21 protein-coding genes and 1 tRNA gene are annotated in these 25,545 nt (G+C 39.0%); 9 read left to right on the top strand and 13 right to left on the bottom strand.

The features are described 5' to 3' along the window. Window positions 1-9: 9 nt before the first annotated feature. Window positions 10-2,079, top strand: a complete 2,070-nt coding sequence (locus DDZ16_RS03050) for a beta-L-arabinofuranosidase domain-containing protein (RefSeq protein ID WP_109262965.1) — start codon at window positions 10-12, stop codon at window positions 2,077-2,079. A gap of 62 nt (window positions 2,080-2,141) precedes the next feature. Here the strand turns inward: DDZ16_RS03050 and DDZ16_RS03045 are convergent, their stop codons facing one another. Continuing rightward, on the bottom strand, window positions 2,142-2,984 hold the full coding sequence (locus tag DDZ16_RS03045; protein ID WP_109262964.1) for an AraC family transcriptional regulator: 843 nt from the start codon (window positions 2,982-2,984) through the stop codon (window positions 2,142-2,144). 380 nt (window positions 2,985-3,364) lie between these two features. Between DDZ16_RS03045 and DDZ16_RS03040 the strand changes: the two genes are divergently transcribed. From DDZ16_RS03040 to DDZ16_RS20685, 5 genes are all read left to right on the top strand, one after another. Further along, entirely contained in the window at window positions 3,365-4,621 is a 1,257-nt protein-coding gene (locus DDZ16_RS03040) for a uroporphyrinogen decarboxylase family protein (RefSeq protein ID WP_109262963.1), read from the top strand. An 89-nt stretch (window positions 4,622-4,710) separates the two neighbouring features. Then, window positions 4,711-6,801: a hypothetical protein gene (locus DDZ16_RS03035; protein WP_109262962.1), complete on the top strand. Its 2,091-nt coding sequence runs from the start codon at window positions 4,711-4,713 to the stop codon at window positions 6,799-6,801. A 4-nt stretch (window positions 6,802-6,805) separates the two neighbouring features. Further along, window positions 6,806-8,689 carry an alpha-amylase family glycosyl hydrolase gene (locus tag DDZ16_RS03030; RefSeq protein ID WP_109262961.1) on the top strand — a complete coding sequence of 628 codons (1,884 nt, stop codon included), beginning with the start codon at window positions 6,806-6,808 and terminating at the stop codon, window positions 8,687-8,689. Between the two features lie 25 nt (window positions 8,690-8,714). After that, a complete protein-coding gene (locus tag DDZ16_RS03025; protein ID WP_109262960.1) occupies window positions 8,715-10,649 on the top strand; it encodes an alpha-amylase family glycosyl hydrolase in 1,935 nt (644 codons plus the stop codon). A gap of 11 nt (window positions 10,650-10,660) precedes the next feature. Next, window positions 10,661-10,816, top strand: coding sequence for a hypothetical protein (locus tag DDZ16_RS20685; protein WP_158275595.1), 156 nt, complete (start codon window positions 10,661-10,663; stop codon window positions 10,814-10,816). A 306-nt stretch (window positions 10,817-11,122) separates the two neighbouring features. On the opposite strand, the gene DDZ16_RS03020 is transcribed toward DDZ16_RS20685, so the two are convergent. From DDZ16_RS03020 to DDZ16_RS02985, 7 genes are all read right to left on the bottom strand, one after another. Continuing rightward, a complete protein-coding gene (locus tag DDZ16_RS03020; protein WP_232526537.1) occupies window positions 11,123-11,815 on the bottom strand; it encodes a P-loop NTPase family protein in 693 nt (230 codons plus the stop codon). A gap of 134 nt (window positions 11,816-11,949) precedes the next feature. After that, complete coding sequence (locus DDZ16_RS03015) at window positions 11,950-12,651, bottom strand: hypothetical protein (RefSeq protein WP_109262958.1); 702 nt, start codon at window positions 12,649-12,651, stop codon at window positions 11,950-11,952. A gap of 361 nt (window positions 12,652-13,012) precedes the next feature. After that, window positions 13,013-13,300 carry a helix-turn-helix domain-containing protein gene (locus tag DDZ16_RS03010; RefSeq protein WP_109262957.1) on the bottom strand — a complete coding sequence of 96 codons (288 nt, stop codon included), beginning with the start codon at window positions 13,298-13,300 and terminating at the stop codon, window positions 13,013-13,015. Between the two features lie 148 nt (window positions 13,301-13,448). Next, complete coding sequence (locus tag DDZ16_RS03005) at window positions 13,449-14,612, bottom strand: hypothetical protein (RefSeq protein ID WP_109262956.1); 1,164 nt, start codon at window positions 14,610-14,612, stop codon at window positions 13,449-13,451. Window positions 14,613-14,696: 84 nt separating this feature from the next. Then, the gene (locus DDZ16_RS03000; protein ID WP_109262955.1) at window positions 14,697-15,950 is read right to left on the bottom strand and encodes a site-specific integrase; all 1,254 of its coding nucleotides are present in this window, start codon (window positions 15,948-15,950) and stop codon (window positions 14,697-14,699) included. Window positions 15,951-16,222: 272 nt separating this feature from the next. Next, a tRNA-Arg gene (locus tag DDZ16_RS02995) sits at window positions 16,223-16,296 on the bottom strand. Window positions 16,297-16,689: 393 nt separating this feature from the next. After that, window positions 16,690-16,977 (bottom strand): sll1863 family stress response protein, encoded by a 288-nt coding sequence (locus DDZ16_RS02985; RefSeq protein ID WP_109262953.1) that lies wholly within the window; start codon window positions 16,975-16,977, stop codon window positions 16,690-16,692. A gap of 332 nt (window positions 16,978-17,309) precedes the next feature. On the opposite strand from DDZ16_RS02985, the gene DDZ16_RS02980 reads away from it, so the two are divergent. From DDZ16_RS02980 to DDZ16_RS02970, 3 genes are read left to right on the top strand one after another with little or no spacing between them, the layout of a single operon-like run. Continuing rightward, complete coding sequence (locus DDZ16_RS02980) at window positions 17,310-19,037, top strand: M23 family metallopeptidase (RefSeq protein ID WP_109262952.1); 1,728 nt, start codon at window positions 17,310-17,312, stop codon at window positions 19,035-19,037. Window positions 19,038-19,042: 5 nt separating this feature from the next. Next, window positions 19,043-21,163 (top strand): tetratricopeptide repeat protein, encoded by a 2,121-nt coding sequence (locus DDZ16_RS02975; RefSeq protein ID WP_109262951.1) that lies wholly within the window; start codon window positions 19,043-19,045, stop codon window positions 21,161-21,163. Then, on the top strand, window positions 21,163-23,169 hold the full coding sequence (locus DDZ16_RS02970; protein WP_109262950.1) for an AAA family ATPase: 2,007 nt from the start codon (window positions 21,163-21,165) through the stop codon (window positions 23,167-23,169). The genes DDZ16_RS02975 and DDZ16_RS02970 overlap by 1 nt, the downstream gene beginning before the upstream one ends. On the opposite strand, the gene DDZ16_RS02965 is transcribed toward DDZ16_RS02970, so the two are convergent. The 5 genes from DDZ16_RS02965 to DDZ16_RS02945 form a co-directional block, all read right to left on the bottom strand. Beyond that, entirely contained in the window at window positions 23,166-23,780 is a 615-nt protein-coding gene (locus DDZ16_RS02965; RefSeq protein ID WP_109262949.1) for a trimeric intracellular cation channel family protein, read from the bottom strand. The genes DDZ16_RS02970 and DDZ16_RS02965 overlap by 4 nt on opposite strands. 290 nt (window positions 23,781-24,070) lie before the next feature. After that, complete coding sequence (locus DDZ16_RS02960; RefSeq protein WP_109262948.1) at window positions 24,071-24,466, bottom strand: hypothetical protein; 396 nt, start codon at window positions 24,464-24,466, stop codon at window positions 24,071-24,073. A 2-nt stretch (window positions 24,467-24,468) separates the two neighbouring features. Beyond that, window positions 24,469-24,786, bottom strand: coding sequence for a hypothetical protein (locus DDZ16_RS02955; RefSeq protein WP_109262947.1), 318 nt, complete (start codon window positions 24,784-24,786; stop codon window positions 24,469-24,471). A gap of 15 nt (window positions 24,787-24,801) precedes the next feature. Next, entirely contained in the window at window positions 24,802-25,023 is a 222-nt protein-coding gene (locus DDZ16_RS02950) for a hypothetical protein (RefSeq protein WP_109262946.1), read from the bottom strand. Between the two features lie 16 nt (window positions 25,024-25,039). Next, on the bottom strand, window positions 25,040-25,432 hold the full coding sequence (locus DDZ16_RS02945; protein WP_109262945.1) for a NifB/NifX family molybdenum-iron cluster-binding protein: 393 nt from the start codon (window positions 25,430-25,432) through the stop codon (window positions 25,040-25,042). Window positions 25,433-25,545: the final 113 nt, after the last annotated feature.

The raw sequence follows: 25,545 nt of genomic DNA, 5'->3' as shown, positions 1-25,545 counted from the left end.
GAACAAATTATGAAGCAAATAGTATTATCACTTATGACACTACTAGTTATTACCAGTTGTCAATCAAAAAAGAGTTCACAAGGAGAGAGTTTTCTCGGACAAGTAAACCAGATGGCAGAAATTGAAGATGATAGCGACCTGCTCACTTTCTTCGATAAACCTGATGCTCCCCTCAAACAAAAATTTGAGAATTTACCTGTTGGCAACAATCGCCCCACCGGCTGGATGCTGGATATGATGAATAACGATCTTGAAAGCGGAATGGTTGGTGCTCTTGATGATTTGTATCCGGGAATTAAAAAGGACGATATTTTTAATACTAATCGACGTGGAGGTATGGAAGATATTCCTGAAATGGGTGACCTGGTCTTAACCGGCGATGCATGGGAGAAGTCAATCATGTGGTGGAATTCCGAAACCGCAGGAAACTGGTGGGATGGTTTTGTTCGTCATGCCTTTTTAACCAACAATGAAAAGGCTATTGAACAGAGTCATAAAATTGTTGAAAACCTGTTGGCATCGCAGGATGAAGATGGCTATATCGGTATTTACAAAGAAAATCTACGGTACCAGCACGAAGGAGCTAATGGCGAATTATGGGCGCAGACAACAGCGTTCAGGACAATGCTGGCTTATTATGAATTTACAGGTAAAAAAGAAGTACTCGATGCTGTTGAAAAAGCAATGGCAGTTACCATTGAACGGTATGGTCCGGAGGGCAGAAACCCATTCTACCTGAAAACAGCTTTTGGAGGTGCAACACATGGATTGATGTTGACGGATGTTTGTGAGACACTTCATCGGCTAACAAAAAACGCCAAATACCTGGATTATTCCACCTATTTGTATCGTGCATTCTCAACGTATGGCGTTAACCGTGCATTTAACGATGTTCGTTATCCATATCTTCTTCAGAAAGATTCCCTTTTTGAAAGCCACGGGGTACACACTTATGAACATTTGCGTTCCTTAATAAATGCATATTACAATACCGGTTATCCCGAATTGGAAACAGCCTACAACAATGCAATGTATAAATTAGATTTTTGTATTTTGCCTTCAGGAGCAGGACATGGGCAGGAATGGATTGCAAAGCTTAAAGCTGACCCAACATATACTCATACCGAATTTTGTACCATGTTGGAGTTGCGTAATTTTTACCTCTCAGCTGCACAAAAAACAGGGGATATCAACTATGCCGACCGTGCTGAAAAACTCACCTTTAATGGGATGATGGGAGCCCGTTACCCCGATGGTAAATCGCTAACTTATGCTAAAGGCGACAATTGCTGTATCCTCAACAGTTATAAACATGGTAAAGAAGAAAGCCACTATGATTCACGATACAAATATTCGCCAACGCATTCTGATCCTGCTGTTTGTTGCGTACCCAATTACACCCGAAATTACACCTATTATCTAGCAAACATGTGGATGAAAGCCGAAGATGGCTTAGCAGCTGTTTTGTACGGACCATCAAAACTGACGACCAAGGTCAACCGAACTCATATAACTATCCAGCAAATTACCAGCTATCCATTTTCAGATAAAATAAAATTTGTGGTTAGCACTGATGAGCCTGTAAGCTTTGCTTTGTATTTCAGAAAACCGCAATGGACAAAAGAATTAAAAATTAATATGGCCGGTTTGAATGCTATTGAAACAGATGGTTTTTTTAAAGTAGAGAAAGAGTGGAATGGTGGAGATGTTATTGAGATTGAATTTGTAAATAAAGTTGAGCGTAGAATATTCAGAACGGGTGATGTTTATTTCCAGCGCGGAGCATTGGTTTATGCGTACCCAATTGAGCACAGTATCAAAAACATCAAGGATTACAAACAAGGTGATTTTCATGATTTTCACTGTTTTCCCAAAAATGAAAAGGCTTGTGATTTTATCACGGTTAAAGATGAAAATGTTGAGGTGTTTGACTATCAGGAATCAAATAAAACAAGCAATCCATGGTATCAGTCTACACCTATATTAACCGTTGACCTTGGAGGAACAATAAATAAAGTTCAATTAGAGCCCATGGGAAATACAGTATTAAGACAAGTTGCGTTTCCTGTACAGGAATGAAAACATAATGGGTTACAATTTGATTAAGGGCTTTTGCATAATTATCAAGAGCCCTTAATGTTTTATTCTGACATTTTCCTGTATTCAGAAGGAGAGGCATTATATCGCTTTTTAAACTGCACACTAAAGTTAGACCAGTTTCTGAAGCCACTATCGTAACATATTTGTGTAATAGAGTCTTCTGAGGTTCTTAGTTTAGTACACGCATAGTTTAAGCGTATGTCGTTCAAAAAATCGATATATGTTTTTTTCGTATTTTGCTTAAAATATTTACAGAAATTAGAAACACTTTGATTGGTTAAATCAGCCATTTGTTGTAAAGTAATATTATCCTTGAAATGATTATAGGAATACTCGAATACTTTTCTGATCCTTTTGAATTCTTCTTTTGGTATAGCATCATAATAAACATTGGATAACTGATTATATTGATGTGAAGTGCTGATATCATACAAGCAGCTTAATAATGTAAGGTAACGCTCAAAAGGGGCTTGATGCTCAATTTTCTTTAATTTTTTTCTGATGTTTGTATTCAATGTTGACCTTAGTTGAATACCACTGTTTGACAGGTTTAATAAGGTTTTAATAGTTTTAAGTTCAGGTAATTTATTTAGCTGATCCCCAAACAAGTCTTTATTAAACTGGACAACAATTGCCTTGCCTGTCATTGAATCGTTTCTTTTTTTGAACCAATGGGGTAAATTGTTTCCTAGTAAATACACTTCCCCTTCATGATATGGTCCTATATAATTACCAATAAAAGCTGTTCCTGAACTACCATTGCATAAAACTAATTCGAATTCATCGTGTTGATGCCAGGGAGTTTCAAAAAGAGGGGTTCTGTAGGTTCTTGCAATAAAAGAATATCCACCTCGCAAGGGTAATCTTTGATATAGTGTTCCCATTTATTTTTTTCTTGAAATGCAGTTTTGTTTAAATTATATAATAAGATAGCATATAAAGATAGGAAAATTATGATTGTTGACAAAGGTTAGAAATTAAATCTTTGCATTAAAGGTTATGCCTTGGCATGCTGTTGTGGTTTTGTGATTAAACTGGTAGAATTTAGAGGAATAAAGATTTGGCAGATTCTTACTTGTTAGGGGAAAAAAAGGGGAGATAATATCTAATCCAGGTATTGGTTCAGCCGGGAATATTTTAACAGAGAATTATAGCGTAATTGTTGATTAGAATCCGAAGGATAACGAATTTATTTTAAAAAATACAATTTTTGACATAGGAATTTGGCTATTCAGTTGCTGCAATTTTAACAAAAAAATACACAATGAATTCAAGAGAACGTTTAATACAAACACTAAACCATGAACAACCAGATAGGATAGTATTTGATATGGGATCTACACCAACAACAGGTATTCATGTAAGAACTTTAGAAAAATTAAGGGAATATTATGGTTTGGAAAAAAGACCAATAAGAGTAATAGAACCATACCAAATGCTAGGATTAGTAGAACAAGACCTGATGGATGCCATAGGGATTGATGTGACAGCTGCCTGGGGCGACGGGAACCTGTTTGGCTACAGGAACACACCTCCGTTAAAAGGAGTAAAAACGTTTTGGGGGCAGGAGGTCTTGGTTCCCCAGGGGTTCAGCACAAAGACCGATGAAAAGGGTGATTTGTTGTCATTTCCAATGGGAGATGAATCCTTGGCGCCTTCAGCTAAAATGCCCCAAAGTGGTTATTTCTTTGATGCCATCGAAAGACAAAAAACTATTGTGGAAGAGGAATTAAAGGCAGAGGATAACTTGGAAGAATTTACTCCCGTATCGGATGAAACCTTAGCCTTTTGGAAAAAAGAAACAGCCTTAGCCCGGGCTACTAACAAAGGGGTAGTAGCTGCGTTGGGTGGAACAGCATTGGGAGATATCGCTTTGATTCCTGGAATGAATCTGGCCGACCCCAAGGGGATTAGAAGTGTGGCAGAATGGTACATGAGTACACTGATGCGTAGCGACCTAATTAAGGAAGTGTTTGATCGGCAGAGCGAGCTGGCTATTGAAAACCTTCGTAGGTTTGATGCCGAAATAGGCGATAATATTGATGTCATTTATATCTGCGGTGCAGACTTTGGGACACAGGATTCAACGTTTTGCGCTCCTGAACAATTTGCTGATATCTGGGTGCCATATTATCAACGCATCAACAATTGGATTCATGAAAACACGCCGTGGAAAACCTTTAAACATTCATGTGGGGCCGTTGAAACATTTATGTCGCATTTTATTGATTCTGGTTTCGATATTATCAATCCGGTTCAGGTGAATGCTGCAGGAATGGATCCAAAGTTTCTGAAAGAGAAATATGGTAAGCATTTAACGTTTTGGGGAGGAGGAGTCGATACGCAAAAAACACTACCTTACGGTAAACCGGTAGAAGTAAGGGAAGAAGTATTGCGCCATTGCGAAATTTTTGCTAAAGACGGTGGGTTTGTGTTTAACACAGTACATAATATACAGGCTGATGTCCCGATTGACAATTTGGTTGCCATGATTAACGCTATCCATGAATTTAATGGATGATTTTTTTGTCTTATCATAAATAAACAGGCGGCAGTGTGTTATGTCAAGCCTTTCAGGGATTAATTTTTATTATTTAAAACATATGTGTTATGGATAAATTGATAATACGTTTTGGGGTGGTTTTTATTTTCATGGCCAACTTTTTTTTATTAAAGGCACAAGATCGTGAAGATCGTATCGAAAATGCAGGGCAACACCCAATATTTAGAGGGAATACAACCATTATAGGTTGGGAAGGTGATAAAGATGCTGCTCTACTTAAACCCAATGGTTGGTTTTTTATACGGGATGGAATAAATGCTTATGTTTCATTTCAGGCATCTGCATTGCCTGGTGTTCCTGATAAAATTAAAACCGGTAAGATTAAATGGTATCCTCATTCTGGTTATTTGCCATGTTTCATTTCTGAGTTTGAAGACAACTGGGCCGAGTTTGGCAAGGATGACGAGCTGCATATTAAAATTTCAAATTTTGCAGATAAAGTTACCATCGATGAAAACGATTTTGTAATTGCATACAGCCGCGTATCTGTAAAAAACAATATGGATAAAACGGTTCCATTCGATCCTCGTGAGTCGGCCATATTAACCCCTTTAAATAATCCATTAGGGATGATTGAACCTGGAAAAACAATGGATTGGGATTTTGCCGTTGTAATTGATCGTTTCGGTAATGACTACGAACGCCCTTCCGACGAAAAAATTAAAAATGCCGGTAGTTGGGATGAACATTTCGAACACATGAAAAATTTCTGGGAAGGGAAGTTATCGCAAATTGCACAAATCAATACGCCAGATCAGGAATTGAACAATGCTTACCGTATGGGATTCATCTATACTTTAATTAGCCGTGACGGGCCAGAAAGTTACAATGTGGCTGAGATTGGTTACGATGTACTTTTTACGCACGATTATTTAGGTATTTACCTTTCTCTGTTGAAGTTGGGATATTTTGAAAACGCTTATAACCAATTAAAATTACTTGGAGGAGGAAGAGGTCCTTATCACGATCATTACTACCGATGGGGACTATTGCTTTCCACATACCTTCAAAAAACAGGAGATATCGGAATATTAGAAAAAGAAGATGGATATCTGTACAAAAAAAGTTTAGCAGCTTTTGATACTACCATGATGGATATGACTGGACCTTATGGGCTATTGGAAGAGACCTGGGATATTGACCATAGCGGACTTTGGACCTGGGATAATGAATCGGCTTTGACTGGTTTTACTTGCCTGGAATATATTGCTAATATGAAAGGAGACAAGAATATAGCTAAAAAAGCTCGTACAGAATTCACCAAATTGATGACTAACGTAAATAACAGAATTCTGACCATGCAAAAAGAGAATGGTATCAACTACATTCCTTGTTCACTGGAAAAACCAAATGAAGATTTTGTAAATGTGATGAAGGACAATTCTTCGATGTGGGCTACACCATTTTGGTTTGGGATGAACTGGAATACTTATTTGGCTGGAGGAAAATATGAAGGTCCGCTTAAAGAATGGGTAGATAATACTTATAAATGGGGCTATGAAAAGCAACGTAAATCTGGTGCTAGACCACATAATGTGGGTACTTGGGTAAGCTACGGAGGGGGAGTTGCCTCGGCTTATAACAGTGCATTCTCTATATCAGGATTGTTTAGTCAAAATTATCGCCAAGAGGCTATTAAATCGTATCAGTTTCTCTTAAAATATGGACAATCGGCCCCTTATGGTTTTTGGGAAATGTTTCATGAGGTGGATCCTGAAAATCCATGGGAAGGAAATCACCCATCATCTGTCAAAACCAACTGGTATGCATGTCCGCACCAGTGGGGGCAAGCAGGAGCAACACAAGCATTATTAGATGCGTTAGTTGCAGAGTTTTACGATGGCAGGATCATGGTTGGCCGTGGTTACATCGATGAGTGGATGGTTCGTGGCAAAAAAACGGAAATTAATAACTTTCCTGTTGGCGGTGGGAAAAGAACAAATTTTGTTATCGAAATGCTGGATCAAAAACAGGTTAAACTTAGCTGGTCGGGCAATGAACCTCAGGGAGAGATACTATTTAACCTACCACAATTCCGCGATAATATTGCTTCGGTAAGTACCGGTAAAGTAGATGAAGCTGAAGACTGGGTTGTGGTGAAACCATCGAAAAAAGAGGTAATCGTAACTTTGAAATAATATCATGAGAAAATTTTTCCCTTTCATATTATTGGTTTTAGCATTTCTTTTTGGATATGAAATCCAAAGTAGTGCACAACAAGAAACTTTTAAGGATGAAGACCGAGGTGCTACAGATTTTGTTTTTGGTAACAATGAATTAAGTGAACACATTGTAGCAAAAAGAATACAGGACCTATCCGGGATTTTCCACAACCATAGAATTGAACCCCGGGACCCAAATATTGGACAAGAAGTTATTGTTACCGTAACTGTTGGTGATGAGGTAGATCCGGAAAATGCATGGTGTTATTATACAACCGATGGGACTAATCCGAAAGGTTTAAATGGAATAGCAGAAAATGGAATTGCTGTACCTTTAAAACAAACCAGTGTGGTTTGGGAAGATTTAATCTGGGGATACATTACCGAATTTAAAGCGGTTATCCCGGCACAAACACATAGCTGTGTTGTTAGGTATATTATTGAAGTTGGAAATCAATTTGCCAAAGGGACAGAAGGTAGCTACGGTAGCTCAAAAACTCATCCTTATTTTGCTTATGCGGTTGATGATTGGTCAATTCCTGACTGGGCATATGACGCCGTAATGTATTATGTTTTACCCGACAGGTTTAATCCAGGCAAAGGAAAATCATGGGTTCAAACAAGCAATTTGGAAGAACCAATGGGAGGTACTTTGAATGGGATTCGTGAGAAACTTGACCACCTTGAAAATATTGGAGTCAATGTTCTATGGTTGATGCCTTTTACGTCTGGTCCAACATATCATAAATACGGAGCAGATGATTTTTATGCTATAGACCCTGATTTTGGTTCTGAGCAAGATTTAAAAGATCTAATTAATGATGCCCACTCCCGGGGAATGAAAGTGCTGGTTGATTTTGTTGCTAATCATTGTTCAGATCATCATCCCTACTTTCTGGAAGCAATGGCTGATTCAACAAGCAAATACAGAGATTGGTTTGATATACACGAAGATGGAACATATGAAAGTTTTTTCGGCGGCGGAGAGCTTCCACATTTGGTTAATGAAAATCCGGAGGTAAGAAAATATATTTTTGAGCTGGGAGAGCATTTGATTACCAATTTGGGCTTAGATGGCTTCGACCTTGATTATGCAATAGGGCCATCACATGAATTTTGGACTGAGTTTGGCTATGCAATGAGAAGTTTGGGCAAAGAGATTGTTATTTTCACTGAAGGGGTGACAACACCTGAGTCCCTACTTTCTTATGCCGGTCGGGTAGACGGATGTCAGGATTTCGCGTTCTGTCAGGCAGTTAGAAAAGCTTTTGCATACGGTAAAATGAATGTCGAGGAGTTTGAACGTTTTTTAAAGGGGTCTGAATCCTATTTCCCTAATGGGTTTTTAACTCCTATTATGATTGATAACCATAATATGGATCGGTTTTTATTTGTGTCCAACGAAGAAGTAAACCGGTTGAAACTGGCTTCTGCAGTAATGTATTCCATGAGCAGGCCATTTAGCATATGGGCAGGTACCGAGTTGGGAATGTCGCAAGATGTATCCTGCGCTAAAAGTACACTCAGCGCATCAAGACATGCAACTGATTGGGAAAATATTAATGAAGAAGTTTTGGATTATTTTATCAAGCTTGCTAAGATAAGGTCGGAGCACAAGGCTATGGCACGAGGAACAAGGATTCCTATTTTGGCTGATGCCGGAACTGGTATCCTTGCTTATGAAAAACGTTTTGAAGAGGATACGATTGTTGTTGTAATTAATAACGGGACTCAATCACATAAAATAGAATTACAACAAGCCTTTGGAATGCAAGATTTGCTGAATGACATCTCTGTCAATTCAGAAGAAGGAACAGGAGTCTTTGAAATACAAGGAAAAACAGCTGTTTATCTTGCTAACTAAACAACAAGTGTTAAAACATTAGATTATGACGACTTATAAATTTTTCTTTTTGCTCTTGCTAATCCCTGTCTTTTTTTCTTGTGGCAATCCAAAAAGTGAAAAAAGACCGGCAGAAAAGACACGAACGGCCTATGAAAATCCACCTGAGTGGGCAAAAGAAGCCATTTGGTATCAGATTTATGCAGACCGATTCAGGAATGGAGATCCAAATAATGATCCGACACCTGAAGACTTAAAAGGAGCTTATCCCGGATTTGTTCCTGAAAGTTGGACAATTACACCATGGACGCAAGACTGGTATAAACACGATCCTCACTTTAAGGATTTGATTGGGAAAGTGGATATGGCTGGGGATACTATGAAAGTGTTTCCAATGTTTTCAAGATTGAGGAGGTACGGTGGTGATCTTCAGGGAGTAATGGATAAAATTGATTATTTGGATTCACTTGGAATCACTGCGATATATTTTAATCCACTTTGCGAAGGTCCATCAGAACATAATTTTGATGCATCTGCATGGCGTCATATCGATAACAATTTTGGTCCTACTCCCAGAGAAGACCTGGAAATAATGGATTCGGAAGAACCGGATGATCCAACTACCTGGAAAATGACTGGGGCTGATAAAATGTTTGTTGAATTAGTTGCAAAACTTCATGAAAGGGGAATACGGGTGATTTTGGATTATTCCTGGAACCATACTGGAATAGAATTTTGGGCATGGAAGGACATCCTGAAAAAACAAGCAAGATCAGAATACAAAGACTGGTATTGGATTAAAAAGTTTGATGACCCCAGAACTCCTGAAAATGAATTCGAATACGAAGGGTGGTTTGGTGTTAAGGATTTGCCAGAAATTAAGGAGACAGTATATCACCCTATCGAGAATGGAGTTATTAAATTTTTTGAAGGGAATATCTTTTCGGAAGATGCCAAAAACCATATTTTTAATGTCACCCGAAAGTGGCTTGATCCAAATGGTGATGGCGATCCGTCTGATGGGATCGATGGATATCGGCTAGATGTTGCTTCGGAAGTTCCACTGGGTTTCTGGAGGGATTTCAGGGAAGTAGTACGAGAAGTAAATCCGGACGCTTATCTGGTAGGGGAAGTTTGGTTTGAGCTTTGGCCTGACAGGATGCAAGATCCGCAGCCTGTTTTAGAAGGTGATATTTTTGACGGTGTAATGAATTATCGTTTGTACAAATCAGCCAGACATTTTTTTGCAAAAGCTCCTTACGAAATTCCACCTTCGGAATTTGTAGATAGTATTAATAGTTTCTATTCCAACTTAAGACCGCAAAACAGTCGAGCTATGATGAATGTAGTATCAAGTCATGATTCTCCAAGACTTGCTACCTCATTATTCAACGATAACAGTAAATATAACTATTACGCTGATCCAGTTGGAAATCCTGATTATAAGATCAATAAGCCGGATGCTGAAACTTATGAGAAGGTGAAATTGCTATTGGCATTTCAATATACTTTTTTAGGGGCACCACATATTTGGGCTGGTGACGAAATGGGCATGTGGGGTGCCATGATGGGAGATACCCGTAAGCCATTAATCTGGAAAGACTATGATTTCGAACCTGAAACGATTGATCCAAGAGGTTACGATCGTAAACCAGATGAGGTAAAATTTAATGATGAGCTATTTGCGCATTACCAAAAATTAATTCGTATCCGTAAAGAAAATCCGGTATTAAGCCATGGTGAAATTGATTATGAGGTTGTCGATGACGAAAATAAAATACTTGTGTATAGCAGATACGATGGGAAGAATGAAGTGATTGCAGCTTTTAATGTTAGCAATGAAGCTAAAACTATCGAAATACCTCTAAAGTATAATGGAGAATATACTGAACTGCTTAAAAGGTACAATTTTAGCCAAAATAATAAAATGATAACAATGAAATTACCTGCAGGACAGGCAGTCATTATTTCCAAACAGTAAAAAGAAATATTATGAATTCAAGAGAACGATTAATACAAACGTTAAACCATAAGCAACCCGATAAGGTTGTATTCGATATGGGTTTAGCTCCAACCGTTGGAATCTTAGAGAAATTAAGGGAATATTATTGCCTGGGGAAAAGAAAAATACCTGCCACTGAACCTTAACAAAGGCTTAGTGGTAGAAGAGGATTTTATGGAAGCGGTGGGAATTGATGTCATCTAACTTTGCCGTACCGATTTTGAAACACAGGATTCAACGTTTTGTGCGCCTGAACAATTTGATGATATTTGGCTACCCTATTTCCAACGTATTAACAATTGGATTCATTAAAATACCTCTTGGAAAAGGTTTAAGCACTCTTGTGGACAAGTTGAAAATTTCATGTCACATTTCATAGAGGCTGGTTTTTGTATTATTAATCTGATATAGGTGAATACAGCTACAAGTTCAAAGACTTTTGATTGAAAGAATTATCTCCTCTTATCCCTCGCATCCCCCGGAAAAGCAATCAAGTTACACATCTCACGCAACCGGGATCTCACTCTTGGCCCATATATGCTTTCAATTTCATCGGCCGAGAGATTGGTGGTAAAATGGGTGAAATCCCGGTGACGGGTGAATTTTTCATATCTGGAGAGGATGATTTCAGCCATAACATTACACTCCTGACCGTAATGCTTGAGAGATTGCTCGGTGCCCAGATCATCGAAGCAATAAATGCGTGCCGGACTGTTAGGAAGCCAGGAGTGACAAGCATAGCGGTGGATGACTTCAAAACCGTTCTTTTGAAATTCGAAGGCAATATCACGACACGGTTTCATGGAATGCCGGTTGTGGTCGGTGAAAAAGCGCATCAAGTTCATTAGAGAGGTCTTTCCACAGCCAACTGGACCAGAGAGAAGAATGCCTTTCTCCAGGTCGATGCCTTTTGTTTTTGCAGTTTCTTCATCCCGGATAAACCATGCAATGAGTTTCCCTATGATTTGGGTGTCGTCGGGATAAAGACTGAAAAACTTACCGTAGGTTTTGTGGCCTCTTTCGAGCAGAAAAGAAAATGCTTTTTGGTAGAAGGGGGACATATGAGCAATGGTTAAATGGTTATGTGGTGGTATGGTTAAATGGTGAAACTGAGGAATGGTGTTATGGTGGGAGGGAACGAGCATTGAGCAAAGAGAAATGTGCACAGAGCATGGAGCGCAGGGCATGGGGGAATATGCATGGAGCAACGAGCAAGGGGCAAAGAGAGATGTGCATAATGCAAGAGGAATGACGAATGATTTGAAAGCAAGGATGCTTTTTACAATGGCGTGTCATAGTTTTTGGTTTGATTGAGTTTGATGTTTCCAGGTTTATCATTGGTCGTTTTGTTTTTGGGTTGCAGCTTTTTTCGCGGGTTGAATTTTGGAATATTGATGATCCAGTTGCGGGCAGCAGCTTTCCAGTTGGTGATGGGATTAAATGAATTGTTGAGCCAGTTGCGTGCCTCGTAATGATTGAAGAATTTTTCGGCTTCAAGTTCCGGTGCTCTTTTTTCGTTGAAATAGATTTTGATGTGCTGCAGGGGAGGAGGAGTGAATTCGCTCCTAACAGGATTGGTTGGCTGATTATCCTTTTTGAAATTTTTATCCTGATCAAATGTTTCATTTTCTGTGTATATATTTTTACTGTTTATATGTTTATAAAAAGGGGGCACGACTTGTTCCTTAAATACACTAGTCGGGAACATGTAGATGGTGCTTCCATAAATCCGGGAAGTGGACTGTTCATATTTCAGGTATCCCCAATTATCCATTTCTTTTAATGTCTTGGAATAAGTTTTTGGTGATTTGATCTTGGCTTTTGCCATTATCGTCTCCCGGTTGATCATGATGGGATTGGAGAAGCCTTCGCGGTTCCATTGTCTGAACAGGGCCATGTAAATCATGATGTGGTAGGGCCCCAGTCGTTTGTCCTGGTCGAATACGGAAAACATCAGGTTCAGGTGTTTGATGTAGTTCATATAAATGAGAGAATATTATTTCATTTAATTGAGGAGGCTATTTCTATTGTAAAATGATGTATTTTCGGGCAAAGGTCGACCGCTTTATCCAGGTTTTTTATGACTGTCCTTTTTGGCATTGCCCCAAAAAGAACTAAAAAAGTCTAGTCCGCTTTATCCTATCACCCCGCGAAAGACAAAAATTCCGGCCATTGCGCAAGGCCATGAAAGGCCCCCATTTTGACTTCCCGCCAACCGCCGGCCCGGAAAGCAGACGGGCCAACCCGCCTTCTTAAGAGAGGGATTTTAATAACCCAAATGAGATGGCGTAAAAATGGGGAAAAAGATGTTTTCGGAAAATTTCTTTCTGGTTGAATCGTAGCTATGGAGAATTATAGCGGATCATATTTTCTTCAAGGATGGCATTGATGTCTTCCTTGTTGTAATAGATAACCCCGTTGATCCTTGTGAAGGGAAGCGTTCCGTTGACCCTTAAATTTTGAAGTGTGCCAGAGGAGATGCTCAGAAGTTCTTTTACTTCAGCTGAGCGCAACCATTTTTTGCCATCCGGGATGGTTTTCATATTTTCTTCCAGGATGGATCTGATTTCTGCGATGAGGTCTTCTTTGAGAAGTAACAGCTCATCTTTCGTTACAATTTCTATACTCATAATTTTTCCGATGATGTTTGAACTGCGACAAATATGAGTAATGAAATTTAGTTTTCAGGCTTGCAGTGACTTGTGCAAGCCACTTGCAAGCCTTGCATTTATTGGGGTTGCAAGGAGGTTAAATAATGTGTTGTGTGTTTGGTTATTTTCACTTTGAGACCTTTTTGTAATTTGTTTCGTATAGGTCTGAATCAATTTTTTCGAGCCACGCAAGCAGAGTTTTCTTCATTTCTATAAGAGACTTTTTATCCTTATTGTAGTATTGGTTTCTGAGATTGGATTTGGATATCGGGGCTGAGTTTTCGAAACAGAAAATGCTGGCAAAAGCCTCCGTTATTTCTGAGCAGGATGTGTTTTTAATCCAGGGTTCATTCTGTAACAATCGACACAAGATACCTAATTGATCGATTTTTCCTGTTGTTTTTATTTTTAAGCATTGCTCTGAGTGTGTTTCTGATTGGAAATGCCTGGGAAGATTCTTCCGCATTTCTTTGAAGTGGCTAATTCTGTTCGAAAGAGAGCTTCTTAATAATTTAGCTACAGAAGCTTTATTGTGAGAATATTTCAGATCACCTACCGGAGAAAGATCCTGGAGACAAATATTTAGATTACTAAGGGTTTGTATCTTTCCCTCAAGCTGGTATTCACTATTAAGTTTCTCATCCAAATATTTGATTAGAAAGGACTGGAAAGATTCGGAGTTAAGGTTTTTAGTAATGAGAAGTCGTATTAATCCGCACTCAGGTCCCATGAAATGTGATTCGTTTTCCAGAAATTCAGATATCCAAAAGCAGTATCTTTCAAGATAAAAGAACCTTTGAAAGCGAATTTCTCTTTTCTTTTTATAATTCTTCCTGATGGGATCAAGTACAACTTTAATGAGATCCTTTCTAATTTTGAGATCCTTCAATTGTTGTTCAAATTCAATGTGAAAACCATTGAGTTTTTCTTTTAATTTGTCGCACATGTATGTTGGAGCAAGAATTCGGTAGTCGAAACAATAAGATGCACTTTTCTCAAGCAAGAGAATAAACCTGGCGCATCCCCGGAGGGTCTCATTGATCTCCTTGCTATTGCTACGTTTGCGTTTCCCGGACGGATCATAAAGGCGATTCATTAAAAGAGTAAATGTGTTGAGGCATGTGGAGAGGGAGCTTTTTTTGATTTTTGTTGGTTGATCTGAGGAAATCAGATCATGGGTGTTGGCCTCCAGGAGTAATAATTGTTTCTCTATTTTGGTTAAATTGGCATTAAAGGATAAGTTGTCAGCTTTAGATACCAGAGTCTTAAAAAAACTCAGATTCTTTTGCATGGTTTTCTTAATTAAGGGTTACTCTTTGGTTTTTAGTTGTTTAAAAGTAATAAGAATAACCCCTAAAGCAAAATTAATGGTACGTTAATACTTTTTTAACTTTTTATTTTCCGGTTTTTCAAGTCGGTTTTTAAGATTTAGCATATCATCGGCCACCTTGTTTTCAATGACTTTAGCGTAAATTTGGGTTGTTTTTATGTCTGTATGCCCCAAAACCTTACTAACTGTCTCAATGGGAACTCCATTTGACAGAGTAACTGTGGTTGCAAAAGTGTGTCGTGCCAGGTGAAAGGTTAGATTCATTCTTATCCCACATAAATCAGCAATCTCTTTGAGATAAGCGTTTAACTTTTGGTTTGAAAAGCGAGGAAACAACCATGGTTTTCCTTCCAGGGTTGGAAAGTCCCGATACTTTTCAATAATCTCCAGACTTTTTGCCAGCAAAGGAATTTTGACTTGGGTCTTGGTTTTATGGCGTTGGAATGATAGCCACTGATTTCCATCAATGCCTTTTACTAAATTTTCATGGGTCAAGGCCTGCATGTCAACATAGGCAATCCCGGAATAACAGGAAAAGATGAAAAGGTCTTTTACCAGTTGCAAGCGTGGGATGGGAAACTCTTTTTCTTCTATCTTTATTAGTTGATCCGCTGTCAAATAGCCTCGATCTTTTCTTTCGTAGCTGATTTTGAAACTTTTAAAAGGGTTGGTTCTGATCCACTCTAATCGTTCTGCTAATCTGAGCATTTTGCGTATACGGCAGAAGTGTTTCATAATAGTATTGACCTCAAGGCTTTTAAGTGAATCATGTCCCTTTCTCTTTCTTAGGAATAACTCAAAATCCACCAGTAATTGATAATTGATGGAAATGACCGGAATTGCTTCGGTTTTCTTTTTCTTCTTCAGAAATTCCCGGAAATAGGTCTGTGTTGAAAGATAATGTGCATAGGTTCCTCTGGAAAGTTTATCCTGGCAGGTGGTGTTATGATACTCAAAGAGGTCTTCTGTGGTTTTCAGAGTTTCCTCATTGATGCCGAAATAGAGGTTTTTGATGTAAGATCCTGTAATTACCTTGCCGGCAAGTAAGGCCTCTGAATAACACTCAAGCAGGCGTTTTTGGACTTGATCCAGATATTGATTGATCCTTCCTGCTTCTTTGGCTTTTGGTTTCACCTTGCCAGCTTCTTTGTTCCAAAGCTCGGGAATAACTGTGCGTTTTACAGAGAACTCTGTTCTCTTACCGTCTACAGAGATTCGGGCGAAAATGGGGGCTTCTTCACCGGACATTCTGCCGGTCCGGATAATAAAGGATACCGAGAAATTTTGAGCATTTGCCATGACTATTGTTGTTTAATGTTCGAATTTGTTCACCGGAGATGGCCGGAAAACGCTCAAAAATCATCGGAATAAAACAAATGAGCACATTTGTAACGAACAGTAAACCAGTAATTAGCGTGGCTGCTGGTGAACAAATTTACGAAAAAAATTTGTTCACCAGTTTGTTCACCATCATTGTGGTTTTTGATGGTTTTTAATGAATAGCCCAAAAACAGAAAAAGCTGTAAATCAGTAGATTTACAGCTTTTTGTTTTTCGTTGAATATTGAAAAGTGATCCTGGAGGGACTCGAACCCCCAACCTCCTGGGCCGTAACCAGGTGCTCTATCCAATTAAGCTACAGAATCGTTGCTGTTTTGAGTGTGTGTTTCTCTCAAATGCGGTGCAAATATAGGGAAAATATTTTTGTCTGTGCAAATGGGAGCGGTAAAAAAATGTGACTTTTTGGGGGCTGGAGACCATTTTGAGGAGTCAAAAATAAGATATACAAAAGATTATGTGGGGTGTTTTTTTGTTCTTTTTTTATTAAAAATAAAACAGGTATTTTCCCGAACTTCCTTTTTCATCGAAATGGTGAAAGTTCGGAAAACCAATACCTGTTTTTGCTCTCTTCCAAAATAAAAATCTACCATGACAAAATACTTCAAAAAAGAGAGCGAAAATTTGAGATGCTATTTTCAAGTAAAACCTAATTGCGTTGAATTAGGGTTTTGAGCATAGCAGATCTTCAAGTGAATATATTATTTAAACTTAGCCATGGCTTCTTTCCAGCTTGTTTTTAGATCTTCAAATGCCTGGTCGGCACCGGCCTTAAGGTCATTCCAAGCTTCGCCCGATGCATTCCTGATTTCGTTTAATTTGGTCTCAGCCTTCGCTTTCTTAACGTTAAGTTTTTCAATTTCATCCTGATACTTAATTTTCAAATCGGCCTCACTTTCACGAGCCTTAGCATCCAATTTGTCCAAGTCTGCCTGTAATTCTTTAATTCTTGCATTTAGTTTCTCGATATAAGCGTCTTTAGTTTCCATATTTATTGATTTTTAAGTGTTTAATAGTAGAACACAATATTTGATGTATTGTTTTTCTTAATCCCTGGAAATTTGATGGCATGGCAGTTTTATGTTGATTAATCTGCCAAACATTGCTTTGATGGAGTTGATTTTAAGGGACTCACTAATCCGGGGTAAGAGAGTGGGGCGATTGTATCTCTAATTCCTCTGGAATTTTTTGAAAAACAAATGAACCCTTAGGCTATTCTGTCGTAATATATCATTTACTGTTTTCGTGGGTGTTGATCTGCGTTTGCAATTATTGAAATGATTCAATTTTTTATACTTTTAAGGCTTCAAAAATATTATAGATGAACAGAAGGGGATTATTTTATTTAGGGTTCTTATTTATATTTCAAATATCTTGTTTTACATCATTTTCTCAACAGCCACCGGTTCAATGGGAATATCAATTTCCTCTTGATATTTCACCGAAGGTGAGTGGTAGCTTTGGTGAATTGAGGAGTAATCATTTTCACTCCGGTCTGGATCTTACAACAAAGGGCAAAACTGGTTTGCCTGTTTATGCTGCGGATATGGGCTTTGTATCACGAGTGGCAGTTTCCCCCTATGGATTTGGAAAAGCTGTATATGTTGATCACCCATCGGGCTATACTACCGTTTATGCCCATCTTGATGGTTTTTCAGAAAAAATAGACTCTGTGGTCACTGCAATTCAATATGATCAGCAATCATTTCAGGTAAATGAATACCTGGATGAAGGTCTGGTTGAAATAGAGAGAGGTGAGATTATCGGTTTTTCTGGTAATTCAGGAAGTTCAGGAGGTCCGCATTTGCATTTTGAAGTTCGGGAAACTGAAGGGCAGAGGCCTTTAGATCCGCTTGCATTCCCCAATCCGGTGAAAGATGATGTTCGTCCTCATATTGCAGGAATTAAAATATATCCGCTTTCTGATAGTTCCACAATTAATGGACATCATCAAGCTCAATATTATCCTGCCGTTTTTTATGATGGAGCTTTTCATTTGAAACATAATCCGTCTATTGAAACCTCAGGTATTATCGGAGTTGGTATTGAAGTAATTGATTACTATACCGGCTCGTGGAGAAAATGTGGAGTTCATTCCATTGATCTTAATCTTAATGATGAAAAAATTTTCAGCTACCTGATGGACGGATTTTATTTTCATAATACCCGGTATCTCAATAGCCATATAGACTATGCTGAAAAAGTAAACAGTGGTCGGGTGGTTCAAAAAAGCTTTCTGGATCCATTAAACAGAGTAGATTTGTACGAAGTAGACGTGAGCAGAGGGAAAATATTAACCAAAGCCCGGCAGGACTATGATTTGTCGTTTGAAGTGAAAGATGTTTCCGGAAATTCTTCAAATCTTGACTTTACCATACAGGGAGTTAATGGGAGCTTATCCCCGGCAGAAGACGATCCTTCAAGCATTCAGATACAGGCTTCTGAACCTTTTTTGTATGATGAAGCCGGGCATTCAGTTTCTTTTGAAGAAGAGACCTTTTATCAGGATGTAACTGGACAGATTAATGTTAGAGAGTCTCTTATTTCTCTTTCGGGGACTGCGATATCTATACTGGATAAAACAGTTCCTGCTCACAAGAGTTTTCAGGTTAGAATACCTTTGCCCGATAGTTTGGATGAAAAGGGTATTTGTGGAGCAAGAATATCAAGGAATTTAAGAAAGCAATTTGCAGGTGGACACATTGATGGCTCACATTTTGTTATAGAAACCCGGGTTTTAGGGGAGTTTTTGATTACGCGAGATACTGTTCCTCCTAAAATTAGGATTTTGAACCGGCCCTATCAGCAAAATTATGAAGGTCGTAGTGATTTAAAAATTAGAATAAAAGATGATTTCTCAGGAATCGATCAATATAATTGTACAATTGATGGTAATTGGGCTTTATTAGAATATGATGCTAAAAATGATCTATTAATTTGTAAATTCGATAAAGTTCCATTTCTGGAGAAAGGAGACCATGAACTGAAAATTGAGGTCTCGGATGGAGCTGGAAACACTAATGTGGTGGAAACCAAATTCAGGTACTGATCTATATGCGAAAAACTTTTTATATAATTCTTGCAATTCTGGCACTTGCAGGAGGTAATGTCAAGGGACAAATTGACACCGACCGGATGACCATTATTGGAAGGAATGCACTTTATTTTGAGGACTACGTATTAGCGATACAATATTTTAATCAAATTATAAGGGCCAAACCTTTTCTGGCTGAGCCGTACTATTACCGGGCGGTTGGGAAATATCATCTGGAGGATTACAAAGGGGCCTTAAATGATTGCTCAAAGGCACTTGAACGTAATCCATATTTGATTGATGCCTACAACTTGAGAGGTATTTTATATCAAAAAATGGAAGACCCTGAGGAAGCTATTGAAGACTACAAAGCTGGATTGGAAGTTGAACCGCAGAATACCAATTTGCTTATAAATTTGGGGATCGGTTATATTCAGAAAGAGGATTACGCAAAAGCGATAGATGTATATTCTAAAGCTTTAGAGGGAGCACCCAACCTTATTACTGCCTATTTAAATCGCGGACTGGCAAGGTTCTCAGCCGAGGATACCACGGGGGCACTCAGGGATTTTTCCAAAGCCATTGATGTAAATCCTTATATTCCTGATGGATATGTGAATAGGTCTATGGTTTATTATCAGGAGGGGGATTTTGAAAATGCTCTTTCTGACATTCAAAAAGCCCTGGAAATAAGACCGGATGAACCCTCTTTTTATATGAATCGTGGGGTTATCCGTTATCAGCTGGATGACTTGAGGGGAACGATGAAAGATTTCAATAAGTTTGTTGAGCTTGAGCCACGAAATGCCATGGGGTATAATAACCGGGGTATTCTCAGAGCTGAAATAGGTGACTTGGATGGTGCCATCAACGATTTCTCCAGAGTTTTGGCATTGCGGGGAGAAGACTTACCCACTTTGTATTACAGGGGAATGTTGTACAAAGAAAAAGGTGAATATCGTAAAGCATTATCCGACTTTAATATAGTGGCCAATGCTTATCCCGATTACGGGCCTGTATACATGAACAGGGCAGAGGTGAAGCAGGCTCTGGGGCAGGAAGAAGCAGCCCGGTTGGATTACAATACTGCCATGAAGATGGAAATGGATAGACGTGATAAGATTGCAGATGGCAGTAGCGCAAAAGATCAGGAAGATGAAAAAGAAACTACAAGGAAAGCCACCAGGAAAGAGGATGACCGAAATATCAGAAATTACGATAAAATGGCTGTTTTGGATGATTTTGGTTCTGATCAACCCGAGCAGTTAACCGGATCTACCTTGCGTGGGAAGATACAGAATCGAAATATTATGGTCGATCTGCAACCTCTCTATGGTTTGACTTTCTTTCCCGGAGATACACTTTATCACCGGGTGAGATACTTTGACCGTGATGTAGAGGAATTGTCCAACTCTTTTGAGTTTGACCGAACATTAGAGATTGCCAATGCTACCAGCGAAATAAGCAGAGAAGCTTCGGCCAGGCTTTTTGAATCTATTACCAGTCTTGATAAAGAGCTGCAGAGTGCTTCCGCCCAAATGGAAAAAGCTGAACTGTTAATGGAGCGGGGATTGCTTTATATGGCTGCTTTTAATTTAAATAATGCTATTGAAGATTTTTCAAAAGTCATTGATATTAATCCTGATAATTACCTGGCCTATTTTGCCAGGGCTTTTACACGTTACAAAATTGTAGAAACGGTTAAGGAGTTCCAGGCAGAGGATCTTCCTGAGGTAGATCAATTAGATCTGCAAACCAATACTGGTAGTCCCGCCACGGATGCAGGCATGAATCAGCAAACGATTTTGGACTATAAAATGATCATTGACGACCTGGAAAAAGCCGGAGAGATTGCTCCTGAATTTGAATTTATCTGGTTCAATTTGGGGTATATGAACAGTTTGCTTCGTAATTTTGACGAGGCTACTGAATATTATTCCAGAGCTATTGACGTAAATCCGGAATTTGCCGAAGCCTACTTTAACAGAGGGTTAATCAGACTTTATCGGGAAAAAACAGCCAAAGGCACAATGGATTTAAGTAAAGCCGGTGAGTTAGGTGTTTTTGAAGCCTATAGTGTGATAAAACGTTATGGATCATATAGTATAGAAAAAGAAAAGGTAGAAGAGGAGGTTCAATAGTGAGTGAATTACCTGTAAATATGGATCTTGAGAATGCAGAGTTTCAAAATGCCTTGCAACTCATCCAGTACACCAATTCGTCTGTTTTTTTGACGGGTCGGGCCGGTACAGGTAAGTCTACATTTTTGCGTTACATCTGTGAGAATACTCATAAAAAACACATTGTTGTAGCCCCTACGGGAATAGCCGCTATCAATGCAGGAGGGGTTACGATGCACTCCTTTTTCAAAATCCCTTTTCGACCAATTTTACCGGATGATCCTGATCTTTCGACCAAAGATGGGCGCATCTATGATTTTTTGAAATACAATAAAGAGAAAATAAAGCTTATACGGGAAGCTGATCTTCTTATTATAGATGAAGTTTCCATGGTGCGTGTTGATATCCTGGATTTTATTGATCAGGTTTTGCGGGTTTATACCAGGAACAAAACGCTGCCTTTCGGCGGGAAACAAATTTTGATGGTCGGTGATGCTTTTCAGTTGGAGCCCGTAGTGAAATCTGATGACTGGAAGATTCTCGGCCGTTTTTATCAATCGCCTTTCTTTTTCTCTGCAAAGGTATTCTCAAGAATTCCACTTGTCCAAATTGAATTGAAGAAAGTCTATCGTCAAAACGATAAGGCTTTTGTCCAAATGTTGGATAAAATAAGGGTTAAATCTGCCCGTCCGGATGATATCTCTAAAATCAACCAACGCTTAAATCGCAATTTTGAGCCTCCGGTAAATGAGCTGTTTATTACCCTGGCGACACGTCGAGATACGGTAAATTACATCAATGATAAAAAGCTGGATGAACTGGAAGGAAATCCGGTAAGTTTCATGGGTGAAATTCAAGGTGAGTTTCAACAGTCCAGTTTGCCAACGCTTCAGAATTTGGTTTTAAAAGAGAATTCCCAGGTGATGTTTGTGAAAAACGATCCTCAAAGACGTTGGTATAACGGCACGCTTGGATTGGTTGATGAAATTACAGATGAAGGTATTTACGTACGTACAGAGGATGATCAAACCCATCTTATTACAAGAGAAAAGTGGTTGAATCTCAGGTATCGTTACGATGAAAAGAATAACCGGATAATTGAAGAGGAGATAGGCTCCTTTACTCAATACCCCCTTCGTTTGGCATGGGCCATTACCGTACATAAAAGTCAGGGGCTTACTTTTGATAAGGTTGTTATTGATTTCAGCGGAGGTGCTTTTGCCGGCGGCCAGCTTTATGTGGCACTTAGTCGTTGTCGCTCCCTTGCGGGTATTGTACTCAAAACGCCGGTTACCAATCGTGATGTTATTGTAAATCCACAGGTTCAGCAATTTGCCAGATCTGCCAACGACCAGCAATTGATTAAAGAAGAACTGGATAAAGCTAAAGCTGATGGGGCATACGTGTCTGCTTTGAAAAGTTTCAGGCAGGGCAATTGGCTGGAGGCCGTGAACTGCCTGGCACAAGGTGTCGCATATAGAAAAGATGACCTGGCCAGGCCAGAAGTACAGAGATTTATGGCTTCGCAAATGACTTTTGCTACCCGGCTAAAGCAGCGAATTGAAGATTTGGAGGATGAATTGGCTCTTCAGCAAAAAAATGTTGAAGAGTTTGCAAGAGAGTACTTCCTGATGGCCAATGAGTGTGAAGTGAAGTTTAAGGATCAGCGAAGTGCTCTGGCCAACCTAAACAAGGCATTAAGCCTGAATCCTCGTTTTATTGATGCCCTTGTGCGGCGCGGGGAGATCCTTACTCAGACCGGAGATTTGGAAAGTGCCGAAAAGGACTTCTCAACTGTTTTAAAGTTGCGTCAGAGACATTTTGAAGCGCTTTACGGCAGGGGAAAAGCCCGCTTTGAATTGAGACACTTTTCGGGTGCTTATCAGGATTTTTTGGAAGCCGCTCATATTCAGCAATCAGATCCGGATGTTTATAAGCATCTTGGTGATGTTTGTGCCCGCCTTGGAGAAATGGATAAAGCCAAAACCTACTGGAATATTGCTGCCGGTCTGAACGATGAAGATTAATTTTCAGGATTTTTTAATACCGGCATTGACAAGTTAAACCGTATTGACAGCAGACGGATGGTAATAATAATACCAATGGTAAGTATTTCATTAACAGCCAGCGGCAATTCGAGCCAATCGAAAAGAAGATAAAACAAGGCCCCCGCAATGCAGGCCATGGCGTAAATCTCCTTGTGAAATATTAATGGCAGTTCATTGGTCAGCGTGTCACGAATAACACCCCCCACAACAGCAGAGGTCATGCCCATTATTACAGCTACAATAGGGTTTACCCCCAGATTCAAAGCTTTTTCCAGTCCGATGATGGTAAATACTCCAATCCCGATGGTGTCAAACAGGAAGAGTGTTTTTCGCATTCTGACAACAAACTTTCTGAAAAGAAAGGTAATGATAAAACCCAACAGAATGGAAATGATATAACCATATTCCTGAAGCCAGGTGACAGGCGTAACCCCCAATAAAAGATCGCGGGTTGTACCTCCTCCAATGGCTGTAACCACTCCGATAAACATAGCTCCAAAGAGATCAAGCTTCTTACCTGCAGCTGTGAGTACACCACTTATGGCAAATACCATTGTTCCAATGTAATCCAGCCAGATTATTATTTCCATTTCTTATTTTTATATTGCGAATTTGGCGCGCAAAAATAAAGAAATTTTTATCCCGGCATTATGATTTTTCAGGATTATTAATACAATAGATCGTTAGATTTTTAGATATTAGATTTAGGATAATTCGTAATTAATTGATAATATGGGTGGTAGCCCTAAGGGCTGCAAGCCTGCAAGCAATTTATTCAGAGCTTATTGCAAAAGGTTAACGAACTATTATAATAAGAAGTTTATGTGATAGCTGTTTCTCTCTATCTAACTACCAACTATAACTAACCACTATAAACTAATTAATTTACATGCCCACACACCTCATGAGCAATAACACCAATTCTGTTGACCGCTGTTCTTAAGTCGTCCACAGCATCAGAAGAAGGTTTCTCACGCTGATATTTATCAACAGAGCAAATAGATTGAAGACTCTCATATTGTAGTATCTTCTCCCTTAATTTAACATCCAAAGGATAAACCGTTTCCAGAGCATCTACTAAATCAGTAAAGGTATGGTTCTCAGGAAGGGAATTATGGATGTCTAAAATGGCCATTACATAACCTTCTAGTGACATGCCCAGTAGGTTGTATGCAATTTCTGTGTCAAAGCGAAATGCTCCTTTGCTGCCTGCTGCTTTCAGGTACTGATCGCCATGACGGAGCCATGTTTTCCAATTTAAATCACTTACTATCATTTTTATCGGAATTTTATTTCAAATTGTTCTTTGTCTTTTTGTCTCATTTCAAACTCTGTCCCCTTAATGATCCGAAGGTCATTTAATTGGCCGGTTTTTCCTAAAGAGGTCAATATTTGTTTTTCTTCAGGCTCCGTGCAATCTTTATGAAAGTGACAGAAGACAGATTTATCGTCATCATCGTTAAATCGTATTATAAAAGCGCCGTGCTCCGGGAAAATCAGATCATCGTAAGCATACATGATATCCAGGCCGGTGGCGTCTTTAACGATGAACTTAATTTTATCAATATCTCTGAATTTTATTGCTTCTTCAGTCATAATTTGATGGTTTATTTATATCATGTGGTACCATGACTTTAGCTGATAGATCATATCGGCTTGTTCAGAAGTTTGACATTTTACTAATTCCATGTTAAAGGCATCCTCAAATTCTGCGTCATTGAAATCAAGGATTTGAAGTAATTCCTCCTTGGTTTCAACGTTGTAGCATGCTTTTCTGAATTCCTTGTCAAAACTGGCTTGCCGAATAAAACGGATTGCTTTTCCTAGTGCCATGTTTCAGAACTTTTAATTAATTACATGATGTGCTGCTGCAAGAGCTGCAACCACCTCCACATTCGCTTACCAATGCTTCCTGCACAGGAAAGGGCTTAAGTTCATTGTCAATGAATAACTTAATGTTTTCTTCCACATTGTTGCTCTTTGACTGGTAGACTACTAATCCGCTCTCAATAAAAAGACCAAGTGCCATCAAAGGCATTTGCGGACTTATCACAGTATAGATGCCTTTTTGCTTTAGCCCCAGTGTGAGGTTCCCGGGTTTTTCGCTTATTTTTTCAGAAGGTAACCATTCACAATCATGCGTGTCACAATCGTAAATGCAGGCAAATCTGGCATTGTGAAAGCCATTGGCCATCATGTTCCTTGCTCCCTGATCATCAATTACTGGCAAAATTACTTTCATGATTAAAAAATTTTTAGAGTTCAACAATTGTTCCTGGAGCAATTAGCTAATGTTATACCAAAAAAAATAAAGCTCTGTTTGCCAGATAAAAAAGGTTTATGCTGTATTTATTT

This window comes from Marinilabilia rubra, assembly GCF_003121985.1.
In the GTDB taxonomy this organism is placed as follows: Bacteria; Bacteroidota; Bacteroidia; order Bacteroidales; family Marinilabiliaceae; genus Marinilabilia; species Marinilabilia rubra.
Note: the sequence above shows the minus strand (reverse complement) of the source record. Positions and strands in the feature narration are given on the sequence as shown.

Excerpts from the sequence above, each read along its gene's own strand:
- DDZ16_RS03035 (WP_109262962.1), top strand. The coding sequence starts at position 4,711 with ATGGATAAATTGATAATACGTTTTGGGGTGGTTTTTATTTTCATGGCC.
- DDZ16_RS03040 (WP_109262963.1), top strand. The coding sequence starts at position 3,365 with ATGAATTCAAGAGAACGTTTAATACAAACACTAAACCATGAACAACCA.
- DDZ16_RS20685 (WP_158275595.1), top strand. The coding sequence starts at position 10,661 with ATGAATTCAAGAGAACGATTAATACAAACGTTAAACCATAAGCAACCC.
- DDZ16_RS03020 (WP_232526537.1), bottom strand. The coding sequence starts at position 11,815 with ATGCTCGTTCCCTCCCACCATAACACCATTCCTCAGTTTCACCATTTA.
- DDZ16_RS02945 (WP_109262945.1), bottom strand. The coding sequence starts at position 25,432 with ATGAAAGTAATTTTGCCAGTAATTGATGATCAGGGAGCAAGGAACATG.
- DDZ16_RS03010 (WP_109262957.1), bottom strand. The coding sequence starts at position 13,300 with ATGAGTATAGAAATTGTAACGAAAGATGAGCTGTTACTTCTCAAAGAA.
- DDZ16_RS03030 (WP_109262961.1), top strand. The coding sequence starts at position 6,806 with ATGAGAAAATTTTTCCCTTTCATATTATTGGTTTTAGCATTTCTTTTT.
- DDZ16_RS03025 (WP_109262960.1), top strand. The coding sequence starts at position 8,715 with ATGACGACTTATAAATTTTTCTTTTTGCTCTTGCTAATCCCTGTCTTT.
- DDZ16_RS03045 (WP_109262964.1), bottom strand. The coding sequence starts at position 2,984 with ATGGGAACACTATATCAAAGATTACCCTTGCGAGGTGGATATTCTTTT.
- DDZ16_RS03005 (WP_109262956.1), bottom strand. The coding sequence starts at position 14,612 with ATGCAAAAGAATCTGAGTTTTTTTAAGACTCTGGTATCTAAAGCTGAC.
- DDZ16_RS02960 (WP_109262948.1), bottom strand. The coding sequence starts at position 24,466 with ATGATAGTAAGTGATTTAAATTGGAAAACATGGCTCCGTCATGGCGAT.
- DDZ16_RS03015 (WP_109262958.1), bottom strand. The coding sequence starts at position 12,651 with ATGAACTACATCAAACACCTGAACCTGATGTTTTCCGTATTCGACCAG.
- DDZ16_RS02980 (WP_109262952.1), top strand. The coding sequence starts at position 17,310 with ATGAACAGAAGGGGATTATTTTATTTAGGGTTCTTATTTATATTTCAA.
- DDZ16_RS02965 (WP_109262949.1), bottom strand. The coding sequence starts at position 23,780 with ATGGAAATAATAATCTGGCTGGATTACATTGGAACAATGGTATTTGCC.
- DDZ16_RS02950 (WP_109262946.1), bottom strand. The coding sequence starts at position 25,023 with ATGGCACTAGGAAAAGCAATCCGTTTTATTCGGCAAGCCAGTTTTGAC.
- DDZ16_RS02985 (WP_109262953.1), bottom strand. The coding sequence starts at position 16,977 with ATGGAAACTAAAGACGCTTATATCGAGAAACTAAATGCAAGAATTAAA.
- DDZ16_RS02955 (WP_109262947.1), bottom strand. The coding sequence starts at position 24,786 with ATGACTGAAGAAGCAATAAAATTCAGAGATATTGATAAAATTAAGTTC.
- DDZ16_RS03000 (WP_109262955.1), bottom strand. The coding sequence starts at position 15,950 with ATGGCAAATGCTCAAAATTTCTCGGTATCCTTTATTATCCGGACCGGC.
- DDZ16_RS03050 (WP_109262965.1), top strand. The coding sequence starts at position 10 with ATGAAGCAAATAGTATTATCACTTATGACACTACTAGTTATTACCAGT.
- DDZ16_RS02975 (WP_109262951.1), top strand. The coding sequence starts at position 19,043 with ATGCGAAAAACTTTTTATATAATTCTTGCAATTCTGGCACTTGCAGGA.